Origin of the sequence: Porticoccus sp., from assembly GCF_965660005.1 — a bacterium.
In the GTDB taxonomy this organism is placed as follows: Bacteria; Pseudomonadota; Gammaproteobacteria; order Pseudomonadales; family Porticoccaceae; genus Porticoccus.
Genome location: NZ_CBFHYF010000005.1, coordinates 48,771 through 70,726, shown reverse-complemented (window position 1 = coordinate 70,726; position 21,956 = coordinate 48,771). Strand labels below are relative to the sequence as shown.

22 protein-coding genes are annotated in these 21,956 nt (G+C 53.1%); 12 read left to right on the top strand and 10 right to left on the bottom strand.

Annotated features, from left to right (window positions below; genetic code table 11):
* Positions 1 to 2,367 (top strand): penicillin-binding protein 1A (locus tag ACTF5G_RS02630; RefSeq protein WP_438951269.1); only part of this gene is annotated, 2,367 nt, incomplete at its 5' end.
* On the opposite strand, the gene cysQ is transcribed toward ACTF5G_RS02630, so the two are convergent.
* Together cysQ and nudE are read right to left on the bottom strand one after the other, a co-directional pair.
* Positions 2,359 to 3,198 carry a 3'(2'),5'-bisphosphate nucleotidase CysQ gene (gene cysQ / locus ACTF5G_RS02625; RefSeq protein ID WP_438951268.1) on the bottom strand — a complete coding sequence of 280 codons (840 nt, stop codon included), beginning with the start codon at positions 3,196 to 3,198 and terminating at the stop codon, positions 2,359 to 2,361. The genes ACTF5G_RS02630 and cysQ overlap by 9 nt on opposite strands.
* Positions 3,195 to 3,755 carry an ADP compounds hydrolase NudE gene (nudE, locus tag ACTF5G_RS02620; RefSeq protein WP_438951267.1) on the bottom strand — a complete coding sequence of 187 codons (561 nt, stop codon included), beginning with the start codon at positions 3,753 to 3,755 and terminating at the stop codon, positions 3,195 to 3,197. The genes cysQ and nudE overlap by 4 nt, the downstream gene beginning before the upstream one ends.
* Positions 3,756 to 3,837: 82 nt before the next feature.
* On the opposite strand from nudE, the gene yrfG reads away from it, so the two are divergent.
* From yrfG to ACTF5G_RS02595, 5 genes are all read left to right on the top strand, one after another.
* Complete coding sequence (gene yrfG / locus ACTF5G_RS02615) at positions 3,838 to 4,455, top strand: GMP/IMP nucleotidase (RefSeq protein WP_438951271.1); 618 nt, start codon at positions 3,838 to 3,840, stop codon at positions 4,453 to 4,455.
* Positions 4,448 to 4,855, top strand: coding sequence for an RNA-binding S4 domain-containing protein (locus ACTF5G_RS02610; protein ID WP_438951266.1), 408 nt, complete (start codon positions 4,448 to 4,450; stop codon positions 4,853 to 4,855). The genes yrfG and ACTF5G_RS02610 overlap by 8 nt, the downstream gene beginning before the upstream one ends.
* A complete protein-coding gene (locus tag ACTF5G_RS02605) occupies positions 4,852 to 5,289 on the top strand; it encodes a DUF4124 domain-containing protein (RefSeq protein WP_438951265.1) in 438 nt (145 codons plus the stop codon). Before ACTF5G_RS02610 ends, ACTF5G_RS02605 begins: the two co-directional genes overlap by 4 nt.
* A gap of 93 nt (positions 5,290 to 5,382) precedes the next feature.
* A complete protein-coding gene (hslO, locus tag ACTF5G_RS02600) occupies positions 5,383 to 6,273 on the top strand; it encodes an Hsp33 family molecular chaperone HslO (RefSeq protein WP_438951264.1) in 891 nt (296 codons plus the stop codon).
* Between the two features lie 87 nt (positions 6,274 to 6,360).
* On the top strand, positions 6,361 to 7,920 hold the full coding sequence (locus ACTF5G_RS02595; protein WP_438951263.1) for a phosphoenolpyruvate carboxykinase: 1,560 nt from the start codon (positions 6,361 to 6,363) through the stop codon (positions 7,918 to 7,920).
* A gap of 83 nt (positions 7,921 to 8,003) precedes the next feature.
* Here ACTF5G_RS02595 and ACTF5G_RS02590 read toward each other — a convergent pair whose 3' ends face one another.
* The 6 genes from ACTF5G_RS02590 to ACTF5G_RS02565 all read right to left on the bottom strand — a co-directional run bounded on the left by ACTF5G_RS02590 (position 8,004) and on the right by ACTF5G_RS02565 (position 14,141).
* Positions 8,004 to 9,203 carry a heme biosynthesis HemY N-terminal domain-containing protein gene (locus ACTF5G_RS02590; RefSeq protein ID WP_438951262.1) on the bottom strand — a complete coding sequence of 400 codons (1,200 nt, stop codon included), beginning with the start codon at positions 9,201 to 9,203 and terminating at the stop codon, positions 8,004 to 8,006.
* Positions 9,200 to 10,414, bottom strand: a complete 1,215-nt coding sequence (locus ACTF5G_RS02585; RefSeq protein ID WP_438951261.1) for a uroporphyrinogen-III C-methyltransferase — start codon at positions 10,412 to 10,414, stop codon at positions 9,200 to 9,202. The genes ACTF5G_RS02590 and ACTF5G_RS02585 overlap by 4 nt, the downstream gene beginning before the upstream one ends.
* A 96-nt stretch (positions 10,415 to 10,510) precedes the next feature.
* Positions 10,511 to 11,275, bottom strand: coding sequence for a uroporphyrinogen-III synthase (locus tag ACTF5G_RS02580; protein WP_438951260.1), 765 nt, complete (start codon positions 11,273 to 11,275; stop codon positions 10,511 to 10,513).
* Positions 11,275 to 12,210, bottom strand: coding sequence for a hydroxymethylbilane synthase (hemC, locus tag ACTF5G_RS02575; RefSeq protein WP_438951259.1), 936 nt, complete (start codon positions 12,208 to 12,210; stop codon positions 11,275 to 11,277). Before hemC ends, ACTF5G_RS02580 begins: the two co-directional genes overlap by 1 nt.
* 99 nt (positions 12,211 to 12,309) lie before the next feature.
* Positions 12,310 to 13,047, bottom strand: coding sequence for a LytR/AlgR family response regulator transcription factor (locus ACTF5G_RS02570; protein WP_438951258.1), 738 nt, complete (start codon positions 13,045 to 13,047; stop codon positions 12,310 to 12,312).
* An 8-nt stretch (positions 13,048 to 13,055) separates the two neighbouring features.
* A complete protein-coding gene (locus ACTF5G_RS02565; RefSeq protein WP_438951257.1) occupies positions 13,056 to 14,141 on the bottom strand; it encodes a sensor histidine kinase in 1,086 nt (361 codons plus the stop codon).
* A 100-nt stretch (positions 14,142 to 14,241) separates the two neighbouring features.
* Between ACTF5G_RS02565 and argH the strand changes: the two genes are divergently transcribed.
* From argH to ACTF5G_RS02545, 4 genes are all read left to right on the top strand, one after another.
* Entirely contained in the window at positions 14,242 to 15,642 is a 1,401-nt protein-coding gene (gene argH / locus ACTF5G_RS02560; RefSeq protein ID WP_438951256.1) for an argininosuccinate lyase, read from the top strand.
* 196 nt (positions 15,643 to 15,838) lie between these two features.
* Complete coding sequence (locus tag ACTF5G_RS02555; protein ID WP_438951255.1) at positions 15,839 to 17,284, top strand: circularly permuted type 2 ATP-grasp protein; 1,446 nt, start codon at positions 15,839 to 15,841, stop codon at positions 17,282 to 17,284.
* Positions 17,284 to 18,201: an alpha-E domain-containing protein gene (locus ACTF5G_RS02550; RefSeq protein ID WP_438951254.1), complete on the top strand. Its 918-nt coding sequence runs from the start codon at positions 17,284 to 17,286 to the stop codon at positions 18,199 to 18,201. The genes ACTF5G_RS02555 and ACTF5G_RS02550 overlap by 1 nt, the downstream gene beginning before the upstream one ends.
* Positions 18,198 to 19,241, top strand: a complete 1,044-nt coding sequence (locus tag ACTF5G_RS02545; protein ID WP_438951253.1) for a zinc-binding metallopeptidase family protein — start codon at positions 18,198 to 18,200, stop codon at positions 19,239 to 19,241. Before ACTF5G_RS02550 ends, ACTF5G_RS02545 begins: the two co-directional genes overlap by 4 nt.
* Here ACTF5G_RS02545 and ACTF5G_RS02540 read toward each other — a convergent pair.
* Both ACTF5G_RS02540 and cyaY read right to left on the bottom strand, forming a co-directional pair.
* Positions 19,195 to 19,941, bottom strand: coding sequence for a peptidase (locus ACTF5G_RS02540; protein WP_438951252.1), 747 nt, complete (start codon positions 19,939 to 19,941; stop codon positions 19,195 to 19,197). The two genes, ACTF5G_RS02545 and ACTF5G_RS02540, sit on opposite strands and share 47 nt — an antisense overlap.
* 113 nt (positions 19,942 to 20,054) lie before the next feature.
* Positions 20,055 to 20,387: an iron donor protein CyaY gene (cyaY, locus tag ACTF5G_RS02535; RefSeq protein WP_438951251.1), complete on the bottom strand. Its 333-nt coding sequence runs from the start codon at positions 20,385 to 20,387 to the stop codon at positions 20,055 to 20,057.
* A 118-nt stretch (positions 20,388 to 20,505) separates the two neighbouring features.
* Between cyaY and lptM the strand changes: the two genes are divergently transcribed.
* Together lptM and lysA are read left to right on the top strand one after the other, a co-directional pair.
* On the top strand, positions 20,506 to 20,682 hold the full coding sequence (lptM, locus tag ACTF5G_RS02530; RefSeq protein ID WP_438951250.1) for an LPS translocon maturation chaperone LptM: 177 nt from the start codon (positions 20,506 to 20,508) through the stop codon (positions 20,680 to 20,682).
* A 24-nt stretch (positions 20,683 to 20,706) separates the two neighbouring features.
* Positions 20,707 to 21,954, top strand: a complete 1,248-nt coding sequence (lysA, locus tag ACTF5G_RS02525; protein WP_438951249.1) for a diaminopimelate decarboxylase — start codon at positions 20,707 to 20,709, stop codon at positions 21,952 to 21,954.
* Positions 21,955 to 21,956: the final 2 nt, after the last annotated feature.

Sequence of the window (21,956 nt, the reverse complement as noted above, 5' to 3'; positions counted from 1 at the left end):
CCCTCTTCGGAAAGCCTCAGACAGGTAAAACTGCAGACCCCTTTGAGAATCTACTCACAAGATTTACATCTGATTGGCGAATTTGGTGAAAAAAGACGCAATCCGATTACCTTCGAGCAAATTCCTTCCTTATATATACAAGCATTGTTATCCGCCGAGGATGACCGCTTTTATCAGCATGCCGGCGTAGACATTACCAGTCTGCTGCGTGCAGCGTCAGAACTGATCACCACTGGCGAGATTCAAACCGGCGGCAGCACTATCACCATGCAGGTAGCCCGCAACTATTTCCTTTCTCGCCAGCAAACATTCACTCGAAAATTCAATGAAATTCTGCTGGCATTGCGCATCGAAGACGAACTTAGCAAAGACGAAATCCTCACGCTCTACGCGAACAAAATTTATCAGGGCAATCGCGCCTATGGCATCGAAGCCGCAGCCCAGGTTTACTATGGCACAACCATTGGCAACCTCAACCTGGCCCAGGTGGCTATGCTGGCCGGGCTGCCAAAAGCACCCTCAGCCTTCAACCCAATCGCCAACCCCACCAGGGCAATGATTCGACGCAACTGGATCCTGGAGCGAATGTTTGAACTGGGCCATATTGATGAAGCGGCTTATTTACTCGCGAGAAATGCGCCCATCACTGCCAGTTACCATGGCTACCTGCCTGAACTCGACGCGCCCTACATAGCAGAAATGGCTCGGCGAGAGAGTGTTGACATGGTAGGACTCGCCGCCTACACCGGTGGCTACCGGGTGATCACGACAGTCAACAGCAAGCTGCAACAAGCCGCTGAGCAAGCAGTTCAGGATGGACTGATCGCCTACGATAGCCGGCATGGCTTTCGTGGCCCTGAAAAAAATCTGGTAGAACCGGAGGATTGGCAAACGACCCTGCGCGAAACCCCCACCTACGGAAACCTGGTTCCCGCCGTTATTTCTGAAGTAAAGCCCCAGGCCCTGATCGTTCAGACGGAATTCGCTGCGACGCTTGAAATCTCCTGGGAAAACGGCCTCAAGGGGCTTCGCCGTTATATAAGCCAAAGCAATCGCTCCGCACCCATCAAAGCAGCAGATGAACTCTTTTCCGTGGGCGATCTGATCAGAATCCGACGTCATCAGGATACCTGGCAACTGGGCCAACTACCCGAAGCCCAGGCTGCCATCGTCGCACTCAATCCCGAGAACGGTGCCATTCAGGCATTGATTGGTGGCTATGATTTTCGCCAGAGCAACTTTAACCGGGCAGCCCAGGCTGAGCGTCAACCGGGCTCCAACTTCAAACCGTTTATCTACACGATTGCCCTAGAAAACGGGTTTACCCCGGCCAGTATCATCAATGATGCGCCGGTGGTATTCGATGATGGTTCACTGGAAAAGAGTTGGCGACCTGAGAACGATGGCGGCAAGTTTTTTGGGCCCACTCGGCTACGCAAGGCACTTTATCTCTCTCGAAATCTCGTCTCTATCCGGCTGATGCGATCAATCGGCATCCAAAAAGCCATTGACGAACTACAACGTTTCGGTTTTGACAAAAGCAGGCTGCCCAGAGACTTAGCACTGGCACTGGGCAGTCATGCCGTCACTCCATTGCAGATTGTTACCGGCTATGCGGCACTGGCTAACGGCGGGTACCGGGTGGAGCCCTATCTGGTGGACCGCATTGAGGACACCAGCGGCTCACTGCTCTATCGGGCGGCCCCGATGACTGTCTGCCGCAAGGATTGTGACCGGCAACCTGAAAGCAATCGTCCGGATACCACTCTGGACGAGACGGACGCCGACTTGCCTACCCATGTTCCCGATGAGAAAACAACCAACGCCCAACCCCCTGTAACGGGACAACTGTATTTACCCCCACCCAATGCGCCGAGAATCATTGAGCCGGATATTGCCTACATCATGGACTCCATTCTCAAAGACGTCATTGTCAAGGGGACCGGCCGGCGCGCGCTGGCGCTAAAACGCACCGACATAGCAGGGAAAACCGGCACCACAAATGGTCCCAAAGATGCCTGGTTCTCAGGCTATAGCCCACATATCGTCGCCACTGCATGGCTTGGCTTTGACCAGAACTTGTTATTGGGCAGGAACGAATTTGGTGGCTCCGCAGCACTGCCAATCTGGATAGACTTCATGCGGGTCGCGCTGGCAGACAAACCGGAAATCAATCACCCTCAGCCAGAGGGTGTCGTGATGGTGAGAATTGACCCTGACACAGGGCTGAGGGTCGGACCGGATCACAACAATGCCATGTTTGAAATTTTTCGCGAAGAAGATGTCCCGCCACTGATGGACAACTACAAATCATCCGATCATAGCCCGGTCTCACCACAGGATCCGAGGCCCGAGGATTTATTCTAAATCGCTTCCGGCTGTGGCCAACAGATCACGCCAGGGGAATGCCCGATCACCCAACCCGAAAAAGAAAGGGTTGCGCAAACAGTCCTTGGTATTGTAAGAAAGAGGACGCAAATTCAACCCGACCACATCCCCACCTGCTGCCTCGAGTATTGCCTGACCCGCTGCTGTATCCCACTCACTGGTCGGGGCAAAGCGCGGGTAGAAATCGGCACCACCCTCAGCAATAAGACAAAACTTCAGGGAACTGCCCATCTCCTGGACAACCACATCACCCAGAGACTGCCTGAGCTTTTCGGCCAGCTGCCTAACTGCGGATAACCCGTACCGCCGACTTGTCACCAACCTGAAAGGCTCTGCCAGCAGAGAGCGCCGGGCGATTGTCCGAACCCGAATCTCCGACCACTGCCGGTTTTCATATTTGAAGGCGCCAAGACCGGGGCCACCGGCATAGCCGATACCAGTGACTGGAACATAGATTACCCCCAAGACCGGCATGCCCGACTCAACCAGTGCGATATTAACCGTAAACTCATCATTGCCAGCCAGGAACTCCCTGGTCCCGTCCAGCGGATCTACAAGCCAATAGCGATCCCAATCGGCTCTGACATCAAGTGACGGGGGGGCGGACTCCTCCGACAGCACAGGAACGGCCAGTAAATCCGGCAGTCCAGCCATCAACACCCGATGGGCACTGAAATCTGCCTCCGTCACCGGCGAATGGTCCTGCTTGGTGATCACAGGGAGCGGGGCATCCCTACGATAAAATGACAGTATGCTTTTACCCGCATCCACTGCGAGCGCCATCGCGTCGTTCAGAAGAAGATGATTCACAACTTTGTTGCCGCTCGATTGTTGAGCAACTCCCTGACCAGAAACAATGCAGCGATGGAACGTCCCTCTGTACAATCTTCCCGTTCCATCAATGCCGCCAGTTCAGCCATCTTCCAGGGGATTACCTCAATAGGCTCTGGTTCATCGCCCGGCAGTCGCTTCTCATACAACCCCTCGGCCAGAACCACGAGAATATCGTGCTCCATATAGGCAGGCGACAGTGTCAGGCTTTTAATGCATTGCAGCTCACGCGCACCATAACACACCTCCTCCATCAACTCTCTGTTGGCTGCCTGCAACGCATCCTCTCCAGGATCTATTGCTCCTTTAGGTAAACCAATCTGATAATCACCGACGCCAGCACCATACTCCCGCACCAGCAGGACTGTCTCATCATCCAGCATGGGAACAATCAATACCGCACCTTCGCCCGATCGCAGCAACCGCTCATAGACGCGCCGAGCACCATTGGAAAATTGCAGGTCCTGCTCTTCAATCTGGAATAGCCGGGTTTTGGCCAGCTGTCGCCGCTTCAATATGAGGGGTTTTGTCGGCATACTGAACCATACCTTGATAACGTGGCAGACTATTATAGCTGTGAAGATCAACTGGAATACCATCGACACCGTACTACTCGATATGGACGGCACACTGCTGGACCTGCATTTTGATAATTTTTTCTGGCTCACTCACCTGCCTCGCCGCTATGCAGAGCATCATGGACTCTGCGCGGACAAGGCAATACCCGCTCTGCATAAACGATTTAATGAAAAGCAGGGAACATTGGAGTGGTATTGCCTGGAGTACTGGTCGCGGGAGTTATCACTGAATATTCGCCAGCTGAAGGAAGAGATAGACTATCTGATCACTGAACGCCCCTTCGTGCAGGAATTTCTCGAGCAACTGGGTGCCCGTGGCAAGCAACGAATTCTGATCACCAACGCCCATCCCCATAGCCTGGATCTCAAGCTGAAACTCACGAGTATCGAACCGCTACTGGACCACGTCTACAGCTCCCATGAATTCGGCCAGCCCAAAGAATGCCCGGAATTCTGGCAATCCCTGGAACGCAGGCAACATTTCAATCCGACCAGGACGCTGTTTATCGACGATTCTATAGCGGTCTTAAACGCCGCCGCTGCCTATGGCATCCGTCACCTTCTGGCTATCAGCCAACCGGATAGCAAAGCAGCGCCCATCGCCATCCGGGAATTTCCCTCCATCAGTCACTTTGATGAGATATTGCCCAATGGTTAATGAAAAAATACCTGAGCAAAAAGTTCGCCTGGATAAATGGTTGTGGGCCGCGAGATTTTTTAAAACACGCGCATTGGCAAAAGCCGCCATCGAAGGCGGCAAAGTACACATTGACGGCCATCGAGCCAAACCCAGCAAAGAGATCACCGTGGGAACCACACTCGATATACGACAGGGATGGGATGAAAAAACCGTTCTGGTGGAGAAACTCAGCACCCAGCGCAGGGGCGCCGATGATGCGGCGAGACTGTATACAGAAACGGAGCAAAGCAGAGTCCGACGGGAACAACTGGCCGTGCAGCGCAAATCCGCACAACAGGGCATTCTTTTTTCCGACGAGAGACCCAGCAAAAAGCAGCGTCGTCAAATCCATAGGTTCAAAGAGCAGAACCAATCATGAGAGCAGCTTTTCTTGTCTTGCTGCTATGTCTGACGCCCCTGAGCCAGGCGGCCATATACCGCTGGGTCGACGAGAGTGGCAAGGTGCATTTTTCGGATAAACAGCCGGAAAACAATGCCCCCACGGAGGAAATATCAAGCGAATTGCGCCCCCTCAACAGCGACTCCAGCGCCACCGAAACTGAAAAGCTCAAGGCTGTGTTCCAGGAAGAAACCCCCGAAGAAAAAGCGTTCAACACCAGACAACAGATCGAACAGGAGAAGCAGCAGCTACTCAAACAACAGGACTGTCAGAAAGCAAGAAACCGGCTCAGCATCATGCGTGGCAGGGTCGCTTTCGAGGATGCTGAGGGCAAGGAAATCATCCTTAGCGAAGAAGCAAGACAACAACAGGCAAAACGACTGGAACAGCAGGTCCAGATCGATTGCCGGTAGACACCGCCATCTGAACCCTCGGAGACTTGGCTACACTGGACAAATCTTGAGCATCGCTCTAAATTCCACCATCTGCTTCAGAGGAGTCACAACATGCCCGACAGGGATAAACTGCAACGATTCATCTTTGACCAATCCGACATTCGCGGCGAAATTTTGACGCTGGAAAAAAGCTATGGCGAAGTCATCGCCCGGGGCAATTACCCACAAGCGATCAAGCGTCTGCTGGGAGAGTTTATGGCGGCCACGGGTCTGCTCGGTGCGACACTCAAATTTGACGGAGTCCTGACACTTCAGGCACAGGGTGATGGCCCCCTCTCGATGATCATGGCCGACTGCACTCGCCACCACAACCTGCGAGCTATCGCCCGTTTTGACCCAAGTTATAATTTTAATACGGATGAATCGCTCGCACAGCTTGTGGGTAAAGGGACCCTTAGCCTTACGATTGACCCGAGTAATGGCGAGCGCTACCAGGGCATTGTGCTACTGGAGCCGGAGAATCTCGCCAGTTGCCTGGAAGATTACTTCACTCGATCGGAGCAGATCAGGACCCGAATCTGGCTGGCGGCCGATACCGGGCCTGATTCGCCAAAGGCTGCCGGATTGCTGCTTCAGGCACTACCCAGGCAACTGGAAACTTCAGCGGAAGAGAATCTGCGGCTGTGGGAACATGCGACACAACTCGCCAACACCATCACGCCAGAAGAGCAGTTGATCCTCGATCATGAAGAACAACTTCACCGTCTTTTTCACCAGGATCAGCTGCGACTGTTTGAAGCTAAACCGGTCCAGTTTAGCTGCAGCTGTTCAAAAGAACGTATCACCCAGGCGCTGTTTTCTCTCGGGGAGAAAGAGCTCAGCAGCATCCTTGATGAAGCCGGCCTTGTGGCCATTGATTGCCAATTCTGCGATCAGCATTACAGGTTTACCCGCCAAGATATTCAACAGCTCTTCGACGAAAGTCCCCCAGTGCTCCACTAGAGGAATTTTTTCTGGCATAATTGCCATCCTTTCGGCACCAGCAGGGCCGACAACCTGACCGGAAACCCCTACAGGACGATATTACTGATGACGCAAATCGAAGATTCTGCGGTGAATGTGTACACCGATCTTTGCTCCGCCGAGCTGATTGAACTAGCCCTCCAGCGCGGTGAAGGACACCTGACTGATACGGGTGCCTTTCTCTCTGTCACCGGCAACCGAACCGGCCGCTCACCGGCGGACCGCTTCATTGTAGATGAACCCAGCAGCCGGGATGATATCAACTGGGGCCCCGTGAACCGTCCCTTTTCTCAAGATGCATTCAATGCACTGTGGGACCGCGTGGAAACCCATCTGGCGGATCGCGATCGCTTTGTATCTCACTTGCACGTGGGCCAGGATTCGGAACACTATCTACCCGTCAAGGTCACCACCGAAACTGCCTGGCACAGTCTGTTCGGTCGTAACATGTTTATTCGTCCGGAAAAATACAACCCCTCTGGCAAAGAACAATGGAAAATCCTCCATGCCGCCAACTTTGTCTGTGATCCAGCCCGGGACGGCACCAACAGTGATGCCGTGGGTATTATCAATGTCGCTCAGCGCAAGGTGCTGATTGCAGGGCTGAAATATGCTGGCGAAATGAAAAAAGCCATGTTTTCGGTACAAAATTTCCTGCTGCCTGAAAAAGATGTCATGCCGATGCACTGTGCTGCAAACGTCGGTGCGAGCGGTGATGTCTGCCTGTTTTTTGGCCTGTCGGGTACGGGTAAAACAACCCTCTCAGCCGACCCAAACCGCTACCTCATCGGCGACGATGAGCACGGCTGGGCGAAAGGCTCCGTATTCAATATGGAAGGTGGCTGCTACGCCAAGACCATCAGTCTGAGCCAGAAGAATGAACCGGTCATCTGGGACGCGATTCGCTTTGGCGCGATTGTTGAAAATGTGGTGGTCAATAGCAGCCGCACTGCCGATTACGATGACACCAGCCTTTCAGAAAATGGTCGCTGCAGCTATCCGCTGAAGCATGTTGAGATGCGTTGCCTGGAAAATCGTGCCGGCGAACCGAAAAATGTCATCTTTCTGACCTGCGACGTATCCGGCGTTCTGCCACCAGTATCCATTCTTTCGAAGGAAGCCGCGGCCTATCACTTCCTCAGCGGCTATACCGCCAGAGTCGGCTCCACGGAAGTCGGTGGTAGTGCCGGCATCCAGCCGACTTTCTCCACCTGTTTCGGGGCCCCATTCATGCCCAGACCAGCTAACGTATATGCCGAATTGTTGATGAAACGTATCGACGATTTCGATAGTCGTGTCTATCTGGTCAATACCGGGTGGACAGCGGGCTCCGGGGCTCCTGGTGGCACTGGCTCCAGGTTCCCGATCCCTGTAACACGGGGGATCATTGCCGCCATCCAGAATGGCGACCTCGAGAACGTGGAAACCATCAGACTGCCACTGATAAACCTGGATATTCCCGTCACGGTTCCAGGGGTTGATAGCCGCTATCTCAACCCCAGAGAAACCTGGGAAGACAAGACTGCCTACGACGAACAGGCTGCCAAACTCGCCGGACTCTTTATTGAAAATATCAAACGTTTTGACGTCGCTGATAATGTCCTGAATGCGGGTCCCAGACTTTAATTCATTATGACTTACCCGTCACAGTAAAAAGGTGCCTCGCATGGGCGCCTTTTTACTGTGAGTCACTCTGCCATGAACTCCCGCTAGTCTACACCTGTGATAAAAGACAGCCCCTGCTGGTAATAACGTGCGCTTTTTTCATGTTCACCCAGCCTTGACATCAAACCGGCAAGTTCGGCATAGGTCTCAGAATTGGCTTTCAGTGACAAAGAGCTCTCCAGGTAGTCACGCGCTTTACCCCAAAGTTGATTGCGAAGACAGAGTCTTCCCAAGGTGAGCATCAACACAGCGTCATTGGGACGCTCACGCAACCAGCGCTCAGCGATCAATAGTTGTCGATGTGCATCACCGCTATCGACCATACCGAACAATCTCACCAATTTCTCATCCCATCTGGACTTGAGTGTTTTTCGCAGCAATTCCTCCACTCGCACATGATCGCCCAACTGAAACAAGCCGTTGATATAGGTATCCAGTATGAATGGATTTGAACGCACATGACGGGGCATCTCCTGCCATAGCTTTACCAGGCTTGCCGACCCGGCAAGCTCAGCTTGAGGGGAGATTCCCGCCAGGAGCGCCGCGTAAATATCCACTTCAATCCGGCCCAGCGTACGGTCATCGAACACGCGGTAACGCTTCAGGTCCGGCAACAGTTTCTCAAGGCTCGACCAATCACTTAGTCCAAGATAGGCCTGCTGCAACAAACGCAGTACAAGAGCATGGTCAGGTTCACGAGCGTAAAGGCGTTGCAGAATTGCCAGTGCCTCTTCGTACTGCTCGCTATGGAGATGCATTCTTGCCTGAACCAACCCAACAGCCAACTCACCACCAGGACCGGCTTCCTCTGCTTTTAAAAGTAGTCGGTTGACATCCAGACGGTCGCCGAGTTCGTGCGCCGCATTTGCTGCTGCCAGATAATTGATGAGCGGCATATCGGAGTATCGTGCAGCTCGTTTGAGATTACGCCGGGCCAAATCCCAGCGCCCTTCAATAAACTGCAACAGCCCTTTTGCGGTTCGTGCACGAAAACGCCGTTGTCTGGCAGAAATACCCTGGCGGATAAGATTTCGGCCAGGCTCCACCAGCAAGCGAAAAAAATAGCTTCCCGCCCTGAGCAGAAACCACACCACCAACAGTAAAAACAGTAGCGCCCACAAGCTCATTTCGATGGTGTAGTTGCCAACGGCTATCAGTACATAACCACTGGTTTCCAGCATTTGCCAGGCAGCGACTCCACCCAGCAGGGCAATCAATACAATAAACAACAGCAATTTTCTCACCGTTGCTGACCTCTCTGGGAATCCAGATCATGACGTTGCTGCCAACTGTCGATGTAATCGCGCAGTGCATTGAGCCCTGCAGAAATATCCGTACGGGGTTGAACTACAGATCGCTGTTGCAACTCACTTAACTGCTCCACCAAAACCGTGGACTGCTCTTCATTGAGTTGAAAATAATCCGCCAGCAACTGTTGGACTAGTGCAAGACTTCCGTCATAAACAACCTGTTGTTCTCGCAACATGGCCAGCTGGGCCAGCTCCATTAACGTCGCCAGCCGCAGACGGATCAACTGTTCCTGCTGGGGAGATAACATCGGCTCTATCACCTCCTCGCGATGCCTGATGCGAACAACCTCGGCGACGATATTCAAGGTACTGTGAAAGATGCTGACTAACGGGTCGTACCACATGCCGGACTGGTCGGCGACAGAATCAGCTGACCTGAGTTGCCCGGATAAGTGCGGTATCCGAGGTGCCAGCATCGGCAGTTCATCTACCTGCCCGGCAAGCGCTTTTAATTCGAGATACAGTCCATCCGTATCCGTCATAGGCGCCGACTTGAGAGCGACTATATTCTTTGCCAAGACTTCACGAACAGGCAGCAACTCGACTTCATCCAGATCTCGAAGAATGCTGTCCGCGGACTGTAGCAAAGCCAGTGCGCTATAACTGTCCCGTTCTGTCAGCAGACGCTGATTGCCCAGCCTGAGGAGGTATTCAGCCTCAGCCAATTGCCAGTCTTTTCTGGAAGGTGTCGATATCGCCTCAATCCGACTGGCTTGATGATTCATTTTGAGCGCCAGCTCCCTGTCAGCCTGGCTTAAATCCGCCACAAGGTCACTTCGCAAACGGTGTTCTTCGACCAGCGCCTGTTGCAGACGTCTAACCTCCACGTGGAGAGCAGCGAGATCGTCTTGAATAACCGGCTGCCGCTGTTGCTGAGAGTAGAGCCACCAGCCACCAGCCATACCTGCGGCAATAGTGAACAACAGCAGGATAATCAGAAAGAACAGCATTGGCCTGAGGGATTGGGATTGCCCGGACTTTTGCGAGCTACCAGCCGCTTCCCCTGACCCGGGTGGGTTAGAGGACTCTGTGGAGACACCGTCAGACACCATCACAGGATCATCTGCCTGCGCAGTCTGAGGGTTTATGGTTTTTTTCGGGTTTACTTGCGGGTTGGTGTCATCTAGCTGCTTGTCATTATCCACTGACTCGATTCCTGGCGATGGTGATTTCAGATAATTTTACCATTGGTTTCGGCTTCAGCGCCGACGATGCAGTTAACTGCCATCTGCAACCCAGATCTAGATTTTTTTATTACTGTACCACTCAAGGATAGTCGAAACCATGTCCTCAGGCGCCGCGGATGGCGCTTTTAAAACCTGACTAAACGAGAGGTCTGTCGCAATTGTCGCAACCCGCTCACCCGGCACAATGATAGGCAGCCGATGGAGTGTTTCATGGAGTGCTTGTGGAACCACTGCAAGCAGATTATGCACCAGCTCACCACTATGCGCGGCTACCAAATCCAGCTTGCTCTGTGCCAGCAAGCTCGCAATCTTCACTGCATGCTCTCCGATTGCACAACGACGGTATAACTCACACCGATCTACTTTCGCACCCCGCCTTTGCAGCTCTTGGGCCAACAGCGTCCGTCCTCCCTGGCCGGCAAAAATCAGTGCTTTCTGACCGGCAATAGATCGAAGAGAAGGCATAGCCAGAAGCGCTTCACTGTTGAACCCCGCCCGGGGCAATTCGGCGTGAACGCCCCGTTCCGCAAGCGCTGCTGCTGTGGCTTTGCCCACCGCATAATAACGGATGCCCATTGGCAGCTCTGGCCAGTAATTTTCCAACCAGTCCATCCCCAGACGAGCTGCAACACGACTTACAAATATCGCTATCTGGTAGTGATCAAAATCCAGGACTCTGGATTTTGCCTCCGGGGACAATACAGGTTCAATATCCATTACCGGACAGCGATACACCTGCGTCCCTGCTTGCTCCAGCAGTTTCACAAGTTCATCCTGCTCCTGGACTGGCCTTACCAGCAATACACTCAATCGGGTCATCACATCTGATCTTTGTAGACTTCTCGGAGGATGACACCGGCTCCCCGCTGCAACAGACGCTCTGCCAACTCCACACCCAGCGCTTCGGCAGCGTTTACACTGCCGCTGATTTCATCACGGATGATACGGGTTCCATCGGGGGAACCGACCAGGCCCCTCAGCCAGATTTGTTCCTCTCCACGATGAATGGCATAGCAGGCAATCGGCACCTGGCAGCCACCTTCCAGGCGCCGGTTCATGGCTCGCTCTGCCATGACACACTCCGCTGTAGCCTCATCATGCAACGGCTTCAGCAAGGTCTGAATCCAGTCATCGCCAAGACGACTTTCAATGCCTACAGCTCCCTGCCCACCCGCTGGCAAACACTGTTCCGGCGCTAATCGGAGGGTGATTCGCGCTTCCATTTTTAGACGTATCAGCCCGGCCGTCGCCAGCAAAATCGCATCGAATTCACCACTATCCAGCTTGCCGAGGCGGGTCTGGACATTGCCCCGGAGATCACCGACCAACAACTCGGGGAATGCTTCCCGAAGCTGGGTCTGACGACGCAGACTCGACGTGCCCACCCGGGCCCCGGGCGGCATGTCTTCCAGCCGTGCATAATGATTCGACACAAAAGCATCGGTGGGATCCTCTCGCTCACAGATAACACTGAGCCCCAAACCATCGGGAAACGCCATGGGCACATCTTTCATCGAGTGCACCGCGATATCTGCCCGCCCCTCAAGCATGGCCACTTCCAGCTCTTTGACAAACAGGCCTTTGCCGCCGACCTTGGCCAATGGCACATCCAGTATTCTGTCGCCTTTCGTGGTAAAGGTTACCAAGCTCACTGCAAGATCCGAATGGAGCGCCAGCAGACGATCCTTGACATATTCTGCCTGCCAGAGCGCCAGGGGGCTCTTACGGGTTGCAATACGGAGATGTTTTGACATGTTAGTAACGACCATTTACTGCAAACGGCGCATCATAACAGATTGAATCCGGATCTCTGCCAGCGGACAAGGCAACTTCGAACACATACAGTTGACGCGTTACATCTGCTCAAGCAATTTTCGCAATGGGGCCACATGGCGTCTGCTGACCTGTGGACGTATATCCATACCCTGAAGACGGGCAAAGAACTGGCCATCAATATTGCGCTCCAGACCTTCAATATGCGGGATTGAAATCAGGGCATTGCGATGGATGCGGAAAAAACGGTTCTCGAACTCATCCTCAAGCTCTTTCAACGTTTCGTCGAGGAGCGCTTCGCCCTGGGTGTGATAAGCCGTGACATATTTATGATCTGCCTGAAACAACCGCACATCCGCAATGGCAACCAGGTCGATACCTCTGCGATTTTTGGCGGCAATATGGCTCCTGCCACCGGTCTGAAAAATGGGCGCATCCTGCAACTCGCTTAGTTGTGCTTTGTTGATTCGCTTGGTGCGCAGAATGGCGTTTTCCAAGTCCACCTGTTTGATCGGTTTGAGCAGATAACCGATAGCCTGAGAGGAAAAAGCCTCGACGGCGTAATCATCATAGGCTGTGCAGAAAATAACCGCCGGTGGTGGCTCAAAATCCGACAGGTACTGGGCAGCTGCAAGGCCATCCATCCCAGGCATCCGCACATCCATGAACACCAGATCCGGTCCAAATTCCTCGGCTACCTTGAGGGCCTGCTCACCACTGCCCGCTTCACCGACAATCATGCAACTGCCGATCGCCGACAACATTCTCTTCAGACGGTCACGCGCGAGCGGTTCATCATCAACGATCAATACTCTCATCGACAGCCCTACCATCCAACTGGGTAGCTAATGCGGGTAATATAGCAACTTTCACTGGGTTCCGCAGTGACTCTCGCCCCTGAACCAAAGTGTGCCTGCAGGCGTTGTCGGACGTTCTGCAATGCCATTTTATTACCCCGGTGCTGCTGGAGCGCACGATGCAAAGGGTTCGATACCACAATCTCAATCCGATCCTGGATTCGCCGGACTGAAATGGTAATTTCACCCCCCTCCTGCAACAGTTGAATACCGTGGTAAATTGCATTCTCCAGAACGGGCTGAAGGATCAGGCAGGGAATATGCACCCCTTCCCCATAATCGCCAATTTCCCATCGCGCCGAAAGCCGATCGCCCAGTCGCAGTTTTTCCAGAGCCATGTAACGGCGGCAGAGAGATAGCTCCTCGCGCAAAGGAACCAGTGTTTGTGCATCTGTCAGGGCATAGCAGAAAAGGTCTGACATGTCCTCGACGACGCGCTCAGCTTTTTCCGGATCGGAACCGATCAGACTGGCAATCATATTCATGCTGTTAAACAGAAAATGCGGACGGATTCTCGATTGCAATGCCTGAATCCGCGCCTCCAGTTCAGCCCGCTGGCACAACCGCAACTGCTGTTGAAGGTACAGGTAGCGAAGCAGAATGCCGGCAGGAATCGCAGCCAGAAGCAAATACTCGGCAATGTTCCAGATATTGTAAGTGCGCTCTGCCAAAGGCGCTGAATACCACCACATAATGCCTTCGGATACTGCGCCACAAAACAGGGTGACGATCAGAATCAGCAGAAAAGAGAGGGTTGCTGCGGTCACCAGCCGGACACCGGACAGCAGTCGATTGACGAAACAGAGCACGACCGCACTGAGCAGGGCTATCCACAGGGAGAGCAAGGAAACCCTGGCCAACTTGACCCAGTCGAAATTTTGCAGCCCACTGTCGGCAACACTGATCAACAACGCCAGCAGTTCCGATATAACAATCACCGCCAACAACCCCTGGCCGCGGCAAAAATTCGGCAGAAAAGTGTCCCCCTCCCGAAGAAATAACTGGGCAGGCCTGGGTTTGCTCACTTTCCACCGCTCCATGATTCCCATTAACATCCACCCATCCTGTTTGACTCGGCTTTGCTATAATCAGGCTTTTCCCGCACCCGCAGCACTTTATCTGTGGTCCGACAAGTTATAAAGGTTCAGTTTACCGATGAGCAACTCAAAAGACACCAATCTATCCTGGGGCGGCCGCTTCAATGAGGCCACAGATGAATTCGTAGCCAGGTTTACAGCCTCTGTCAACTTCGACCAGCGACTTGCGCCACAGGATATTCAGGGTTCCATTGCCCACGCCACCATGTTGACCAGCATCGGGGTGCTCGATGAAAGTGAGCTTGACTCAATCAAGACTGGCTTGACAGAGATTTTGACTGATATTGAAAACGGTACATTTGAGTGGAGCCTGGCACTGGAAGATGTCCATATGAATGTGGAGGCAGCGCTCACTTCACAGATCGGCATTACGGGCAAAAAACTCCATACCGGACGCTCGAGAAATGATCAGGTGGCCACGGATATCAGACTCTGGTTAAGACATGAAATTGACGCAATCGGCGTGGAATTGACTCGGCTGCAACAGGGCATTCTGGAGCTGGCACAAGCACAGGCAGACACCATCATGCCGGGATTTACCCACTTGCAGACAGCGCAGCCGGTGACATTCGGGCACCATCTGATGGCTTGGTTTGAAATGCTGGAACGCGATTACGGCCGATTGCTCGATTGCAGAAAACGCCTCAATCAGTCGCCGCTGGGTGCCGCGGCCCTGGCAGGAACCACCTATCCCATTGATCGTCAAATGACCGCAGAATTACTGGGCTTTGACGGTCCTACCCGCAACTCACTGGACTCCGTAAGCGACAGGGACTTCGCCATCGAATTTTGTGCGTTTGCGAGTATTTTGCTCACACACCTGTCCCGCGCTTCCGAAGAATTGATTCTGTGGACCTCCGCGCAGTTCAATTTTATTGAGTTGCCGGATCGTTTCTGCACGGGCTCCTCCATCATGCCGCAGAAAAAAAACCCCGATGTTCCCGAACTGGTCCGGGGTAAAACGGGCCGGGTTAACGGCCACCTGGTTGCGCTGTTGACCCTGATGAAATCCCAACCACTGGCCTACAATAAGGATAATCAGGAAGACAAGGAACCGCTGTTTGACAGCGTCGATACCGTCAAGGATTGCCTGCGGGCTTTTGCCGACATGATTCCCGCCATTCAACCGAAAAAGGAGGCCATGCGTGAAGCTGCAAGACGTGGCTTTTCAACTGCCACCGATCTTGCCGACTATCTGGTTCGCAAGGGGATACCCTTTCGTGACTCCCATGAAATTGTCGGTAAGTCTGTGGCATTTGGCATTGCCGTAAATAAGGATCTCTCGGATATGACACTGGAAGAACTGCAGCAATTCTCAAACGTTATTGAAGCAGATATTTTCGAGGTATTGACGCTAGAAGGCTCCGTCGCCGTCAGAAACCACATTGGCGGCACAGCGCCCGAACAGGTAAAACGTGCCGTCAAGTTTGCAACCAGGCAGCTCAGCGATCGAGCCTAACCAGAGGCGGATGCGCGACACAAGCACAACAGTGTGGCCTACCCTGATCAAGGTGGGCCCGACAACCGTTTTTCGGGACAGGGTTACTGCCTGTTCTCTCCAGTGGCGGTTGTTGGCATAGCGATTGCTAACTTGTCATTAATTGGGCCGCTTTCGGGATGGCTGATCCGCCACAACAGGAGGTGCGTGACAATTTATGAATAAAACCTGGCAAAGCTATAACTCCAGCTTGTTTTATGACGAGCTACTGTCCAGCTCGGGAAATCCAAGAGTTGCCGCACGGGGCATCATCAAATTTCTGCAGAGCCTGCCGGAAGAGGAGATTAATGAACGCCGCTCTGCCGCAGAGTTGGCAATCAGGGATATGGGCATCTCCTTTACTGTTTACACAGAGGGCGGCAACATTGACCGAAACTGGCCATTTGACATCATCCCCCGTGCCATCACTGCAAAAGAGTGGTCAAAAGTCAGTCTTGGCTTACAACAGCGAACCCGGGCCCTCAACTGCTTTATTGACGATATTTATAACCGGCAGAAAATCCTCGCCGACAAATTGGTTCCGGCAGAAATTGTATTGGAGTCTTCCAATTACAAACCCCAGTGCGCCGGCGTTTCGCCTCGTTATGGCGCATGGGCTCATATCTGCGGCTCCGATTTGGTGCGCAACAGCAACGGAAAGTTTTATGTACTGGAAGACAACCTGCGGGTGCCCTCCGGGGTATCCTATATGCTCGAAAACAGGGAAATCACCAAACGGGTTTTGCCAGAACTCTTTGAAAACTACAGCATCCAGCCAGTCGATGACTATCCGTCCAGGCTCTATCAAACCCTCGCTTCGCTCTCTCCTCGCCAAACGGGCAAGCCATGCATTGTAGTTTTGACACCTGGCATCTATAACTCAGCCTATTTTGAACATGCATTTCTTGCCCAGAGCATGGGCGCTGAACTGGTGGAAGGCAGCGATCTGCACACCGGTGACGACGACTGTGTCTATATGCGCACCGTTGATGGACCCGTCATGGTGGACGTGGTCTATCGACGCATAGATGAAGATTTCATTGATCCCGAGGCCTTTCGTGAGGACTCCATGCTGGGGGTTCCCGGCATCATGCGAGCCTGGAAGGCAGGCAATATTGCCATTGCCAACGCCCCGGGAAGCGGCGTGGCCGATGACAAGGTTATCTATGCCTATGTCCCCGACATGATCCGCTATTACCTCAGACAGGAGCCCCTGATCGATAGCGTAAAAACCTACCTTTGCATGATTGAAAAAGATCGCGAGTATGTGTTGGCAAATCTCGACAAACTGGTGGTCAAGCCCGCCAATGAATCCGGAGGCTACGGCATCATGGTTGGCCCCCATGCCAGCGCCCAGACACGCAGGGAGTTTGCCTCTCTGATCGAGAACAATCCCCGCAACTATATTGCTCAGCCCACTCTGTCATTGTCGACTGCGCCGACTTATATCGACCACACTGTGGAACCGCGCCACCTGGATCTGCGTCCTTTTATTCTGCAGGGCAAAGATACCTGGGTAACGCCTGGGGGATTAACAAGAGTTGCGATGGTAAAGGGCTCTCTCGTGGTGAACTCCTCCCAGGGTGGCGGCAGCAAAGATACCTGGATTGTGGAGGGACACTGATGACCATGCTATCCCGTGTTGCCGAACGACTCTACTGGATGGCCCGCTATCTGGAGCGCGCCGAGAATACCGCCAGAGTAACCAATGCCTACACCCACCTGATAATGGACCTGCCTCGTGATACCCAGGTTGGCTGGGAAATATTAATACAAATACTGGACGCAGAGCCGGTTTATACAAAGCAGTTTCGCGCTTTTAATGAACAGAATGTCCTCCGCTTTCTGATTGCGGACCAGGAAAACTATTCCAGTATCAGCCGCTCGGTAAAGGCGGCCCGGGAAAATGTTCGCACGACCCGCGATGCTCTGCCGGAAGAAACCTGGGAGCATGTCAACGAACTGTTTATTTACACGCAGGAGACGGCAGAAAAGTCGATTGGCCGGCGTCACCGCTATGAGTTTCTGGAACAGATTATTTCGCGCTGCCAGATGATCAACGGCCTGCTGATGACCACGCTTTACCGGGAACACTCCCACCGTTTTATAAAACTGGGGCATCTGCTGGAGCGCGCGGACATGAGCAGTCGCATCATCGACGTCGGTGCTGGCGCCAACCAGGCGATCGACCCCTTGCTTTGGGGCAGCATGCTGAAGTCCCTCTCGGCGATGAGTGCCTACCGTCAAAAAATCGGTCCACTGGTGGGGCCGAATGCTGTCATCAACTTTATTTTCAAGGAGTCCAGACTCCCCCGTACCGTCTTCTTTTGCCTGACCGGAATCCTTGAAGAACTCCAGCCACTGAGCAACAATAGCGATGCGATTCAGATAGTGGAATCGGCACGGCGAAAACTGACCCGGTTTGATGCGGAAAGTATGACCCTGGAGCAACTGCACCAATTTATCGATCAGCTGCAAATATCACTCAACCAACTTGATGATGCCATCAATAAAGCCTGGTTTTTGCCCATGCAATCATGAAGAAATTTTTCTGCCACTGCGGTAATCAGGTTTTTTTTGAAAGTCGCCAGTGCCTGTACTGCAAAACCGATCTGGGTTTTGACCCAGGCAATATGGACATGCGGTCACTGACCGCTGTACATGACCACTTATTCGAGGCCAGCGACCAACGGTTGTTCCGCTTCTGTAGCAACAAAACAGAATTTGGCGTCTGCAATTGGCTGTGCTCCAAAGAAAGTGACCACCCACTTTGTCTCGCTTGTCAATTCAACCGCACCATCCCCAATCAGAGCCAGCCTGAAAACAAGGCTCGCTGGTTCCGCCTGGAACAGGGCAAAAAACGCCTGATCTTCACCTTGATGCAGCTGGGATTGCCCCTCGAAAATGGTTGGTCAGATCCCCAGCGGGGCCTGCTCCTGGATTTTATTGAGGATGGCCGTACACAGCCACTTTTTGCGGAAACCTTTGTCACCACCGGCTATCTTGGCGGGGTCATTACGATCAACGTGATGGAGGCAGACGATATCGCCCGAGTGACCGTCAAAGCCGAAATGAAGGAAGCCTATCGCACCGTACTTGGGCACCTGCGCCATGAATCAGGCCATTATTACTGGTCAAGACTGAATCCCGACAACACCATGAAACAGGCATTCAGAAATGTTTTTGGTGATGAACGCCGGGATTACCGCAGCGCGCTGGATGACTACTACGCACAGGGACCAGCGCCGGATTGGGCCGATCACTTCATCAGCAGTTATGCCAGCTCCCACCCATCAGAAGACTGGGCCGAAAGCTGGGGGCATTACTTGCACGTCTATGATGCATTGGAAACGGCGGCGGCTCACGGGGTGATCAATCACGGGCCTTCCGCCATGGATATGCAAACCCGAATTGATATCTGGCGACAGCTGAGTATTACTCTGAACGAACTCAACCGGAGTGTCGGTCGGCAGGATGCCTATCCTTTTATCATCAACCACCAGGTAGAAACCAAGCTGGTATTTGTTGACCAGGTTATAAGTCAGCTCCAAACACTTGGCTCAACGATGGCAATTCACTAAACGCCTTGCGGATATTTTCATCCCAGCTCTGCCGCAACATGACCAAGTAGGGATCATTTTCCTCAAACTTATAATACTTGTTTGGATTGCTCAGGCTATCTGCCTCGTAGTAAAGCAGCTCGATGGGTGGCCCCACGGTGACATTACTGCGCATCGTTGAATCCAGTGACACCAGGGCACAGCGCATGGCCGTCTCATGGGGTGTTTCGGGACGGACAATCCGGTCCAGTATCGGTTTGCCGTATTTGGTTTCACCAATCTGCAAAAACGGATACTGTTCCGAGGAGGTAATGTGGTTGCCCTCGGGGTATATCATGTAAAGCTCGGTATCCACTCCCTTGATTTGTCCACCCAGAATAAAGGTTGCCTCGGCGTTGAAACCGGCCTTCATCCCGTTCTGCTTGTATTTGCTTTGCTCCCTGACGCTCAGTTCACCGATATAATCAGCCACCTCGGACAGATAGCAGGCCTTGCGCAAATTAAATTCGGCATCCTCTTTGAGATCCCGCTCAATCTGGGCCATCACGGCCTGACTGGTGGCCAGGTTACCGGCAGACATCATCATCATCTGGCGATCGCCGTGGATGGAAAAGCGGTGCAGCTTGCTGTAGGTACTGACCCTGTCCGGGCCGGCATTGGTACGTGAATCAGAACAGAAAACCAGTCCTTCATTCAATCTTATCGAAACGCAATACGTCATAGAGCCAAAAACCAATTCATGTAAATGCAGCGGGGGCTAACCGGGAGAGCACAAAGAATAAAGGCTCCGTTCCGTAAAAGCTATCAGCTTTTCCCTAACCGGAACCACCTTGACTAGCCATTTGAGCAATCAAAAATTCCCTGTTCTCCCGCGCCCTGTTCCCGGCAAACTCGGTTAAGCAGCGCTTCAAAAGTTTCACCTGTGGTGGTGCAGCGCCAGGTTTGATCATGGTAATCCAAATGATAGCCACCGGATTTGGCCGCCAGCCATATCTGGAACATCACCGGTTGCCGGGAAATAATCACTTTGGAATGCTCAGCCTCGATGGTCAGTGTCAACACACCACCAGCGCGCTCATAATCGATATCAAGGCCACTCTCTTCAATAGCATCTTCAACCGAGAGCATCAGCTCGTCTGCCCGTTGGGCGAACTCAACATCAGTCATATTGTGGCACTCATACAGGCTTCAGTGAACATATCAAAGAGTATACGCGATTGAGTGTTTAGGGTGACAGCCGCTATACTCGCAGGTATTCCCGGAATCAGAATACAGGCTTCCCCACATGCAACGTTTTTTTGCACTGATATTGCTCAGCGCGTCTTTTATTGGCTTGTCCGCCTGCGGCAACAAAGGTCCGCTATACCTCCCGCCCGAACCGGTGCAACAAACCCCGGTTGAACAGGACGAAACCCAACCCGCAGAAGAGGGGCAAACCCAACCCTCCGACACCGATGAATAATTGACTAACGGTTGCGGTTGAGCCATGAAATATTTTGATTACCGAGACGGCAAGTTGTGTGCCGAGGGCGTCGCACTGGACGTTATTGCCAAGCGCTTTGGCACCCCCACCTATGTCTATAGCCGGGCGGCCCTAACTGAACAGTTTATGGCCTACCAGAACGCACTGGCCGATAGACGTCACCTGATTTGTTATGCGGTCAAAGCCAATTCCAACCTGGCGGTATTGAATGTACTGGCGAGGCTGGGAGCAGGATTCGATATTGTCTCGGTTGGCGAACTGGAGCGTGTTCTGGCAGCGGGCGGGGATCCCGAGAAAGTCATTTTTTCCGGCGTGGGCAAACAGCACTCGGAGATGGCCCGGGCGTTGCAAGTCGGCATCCACTGCTTCAACGTTGAATCTGAAGCCGAGCTTACAGTACTCAACCGGGTGGCAGGCGAATCCGGCAAAAAAGCGAATATCTCCCTGCGGGTCAACCCTGATGTGGATGCAAAAACCCATCCCTATATTTCCACAGGGCTGCGCGACAACAAGTTTGGTATTGATATCGACCAGGCACTGGCTATCTATCTGATCGCCAGCAAAATGCCCCATTTAAGTATTACCGGTATCGACTGCCACATCGGCTCCCAACTGACCGAAATCGCACCTTTTATTGATGCACTGGATCGGCTACTGACACTGGTCGAGCAGCTGGCTGCCAATGGTATCGAACTGGAACATCTGGATCTGGGAGGCGGCCTCGGCGTGTGCTACCAGAACGAGCAGCCGCCTCACCCATCGGAATACATCGCCGCTATTCGGCAGAAGCTCGACCAATTGCCGGTGACACTGGTGCTCGAACCCGGTCGATCGATCGCGGCAAACGCCGGCGTACTCCTAACACGGGTCGAATACCTGAAGCCGGGAGAAAATAAAAACTTTGCCATTGTCGATGCAGCCATGAACGATATGATTCGACCGGCACTTTATCAGGCATGGATGGCCATAGAATCGGCATCACCCCATGCCGGTACACCACGGCACTGGGATATTGTCGGCCCGGTATGTGAAACCGGGGACTTCCTGGGGAAAAACCGCTTGCTGGTGCTTGAGCAGGATGACTTGCTGTGCATCCATTCGGCCGGAGCTTATGGATTTACGATGAGCTCAAACTACAACAGCCGAGGCCGTGCTGCAGAAGTCATGGTGGATGGCGAGCAGGCCTATCAAGTCCGGCAGCGGGAAACGATCGAAGATCTGATTCGCGGAGAGGCACTGCTGCCTGTCTGAAT

Bases quoted from the DNA above. Each gene is read 5' to 3' on its own strand.
- nudE (WP_438951267.1), bottom strand. From the start codon at position 3,755: ATGCCGACAAAACCCCTCATATTGAAGCGGCGACAGCTGGCCAAAACC.
- yrfG (WP_438951271.1), top strand. From the start codon at position 3,838: ATGGACGGCACACTGCTGGACCTGCATTTTGATAATTTTTTCTGGCTC.
- ACTF5G_RS02610 (WP_438951266.1), top strand. From the start codon at position 4,448: ATGGTTAATGAAAAAATACCTGAGCAAAAAGTTCGCCTGGATAAATGG.
- ACTF5G_RS02605 (WP_438951265.1), top strand. From the start codon at position 4,852: ATGAGAGCAGCTTTTCTTGTCTTGCTGCTATGTCTGACGCCCCTGAGC.
- hslO (WP_438951264.1), top strand. From the start codon at position 5,383: ATGCCCGACAGGGATAAACTGCAACGATTCATCTTTGACCAATCCGAC.
- ACTF5G_RS02595 (WP_438951263.1), top strand. From the start codon at position 6,361: ATGACGCAAATCGAAGATTCTGCGGTGAATGTGTACACCGATCTTTGC.
- ACTF5G_RS02580 (WP_438951260.1), bottom strand. From the start codon at position 11,275: ATGACCCGATTGAGTGTATTGCTGGTAAGGCCAGTCCAGGAGCAGGAT.
- hemC (WP_438951259.1), bottom strand. From the start codon at position 12,210: ATGTCAAAACATCTCCGTATTGCAACCCGTAAGAGCCCCCTGGCGCTC.
- ACTF5G_RS02570 (WP_438951258.1), bottom strand. From the start codon at position 13,047: ATGAGAGTATTGATCGTTGATGATGAACCGCTCGCGCGTGACCGTCTG.
- ACTF5G_RS02565 (WP_438951257.1), bottom strand. From the start codon at position 14,141: ATGTTAATGGGAATCATGGAGCGGTGGAAAGTGAGCAAACCCAGGCCT.
- argH (WP_438951256.1), top strand. From the start codon at position 14,242: ATGAGCAACTCAAAAGACACCAATCTATCCTGGGGCGGCCGCTTCAAT.
- ACTF5G_RS02555 (WP_438951255.1), top strand. From the start codon at position 15,839: ATGAATAAAACCTGGCAAAGCTATAACTCCAGCTTGTTTTATGACGAG.
- ACTF5G_RS02550 (WP_438951254.1), top strand. From the start codon at position 17,284: ATGACCATGCTATCCCGTGTTGCCGAACGACTCTACTGGATGGCCCGC.
- ACTF5G_RS02545 (WP_438951253.1), top strand. From the start codon at position 18,198: ATGAAGAAATTTTTCTGCCACTGCGGTAATCAGGTTTTTTTTGAAAGT.
- ACTF5G_RS02540 (WP_438951252.1), bottom strand. From the start codon at position 19,941: ATGACGTATTGCGTTTCGATAAGATTGAATGAAGGACTGGTTTTCTGT.
- cyaY (WP_438951251.1), bottom strand. From the start codon at position 20,387: ATGACTGATGTTGAGTTCGCCCAACGGGCAGACGAGCTGATGCTCTCG.
- lptM (WP_438951250.1), top strand. From the start codon at position 20,506: ATGCAACGTTTTTTTGCACTGATATTGCTCAGCGCGTCTTTTATTGGC.
- lysA (WP_438951249.1), top strand. From the start codon at position 20,707: ATGAAATATTTTGATTACCGAGACGGCAAGTTGTGTGCCGAGGGCGTC.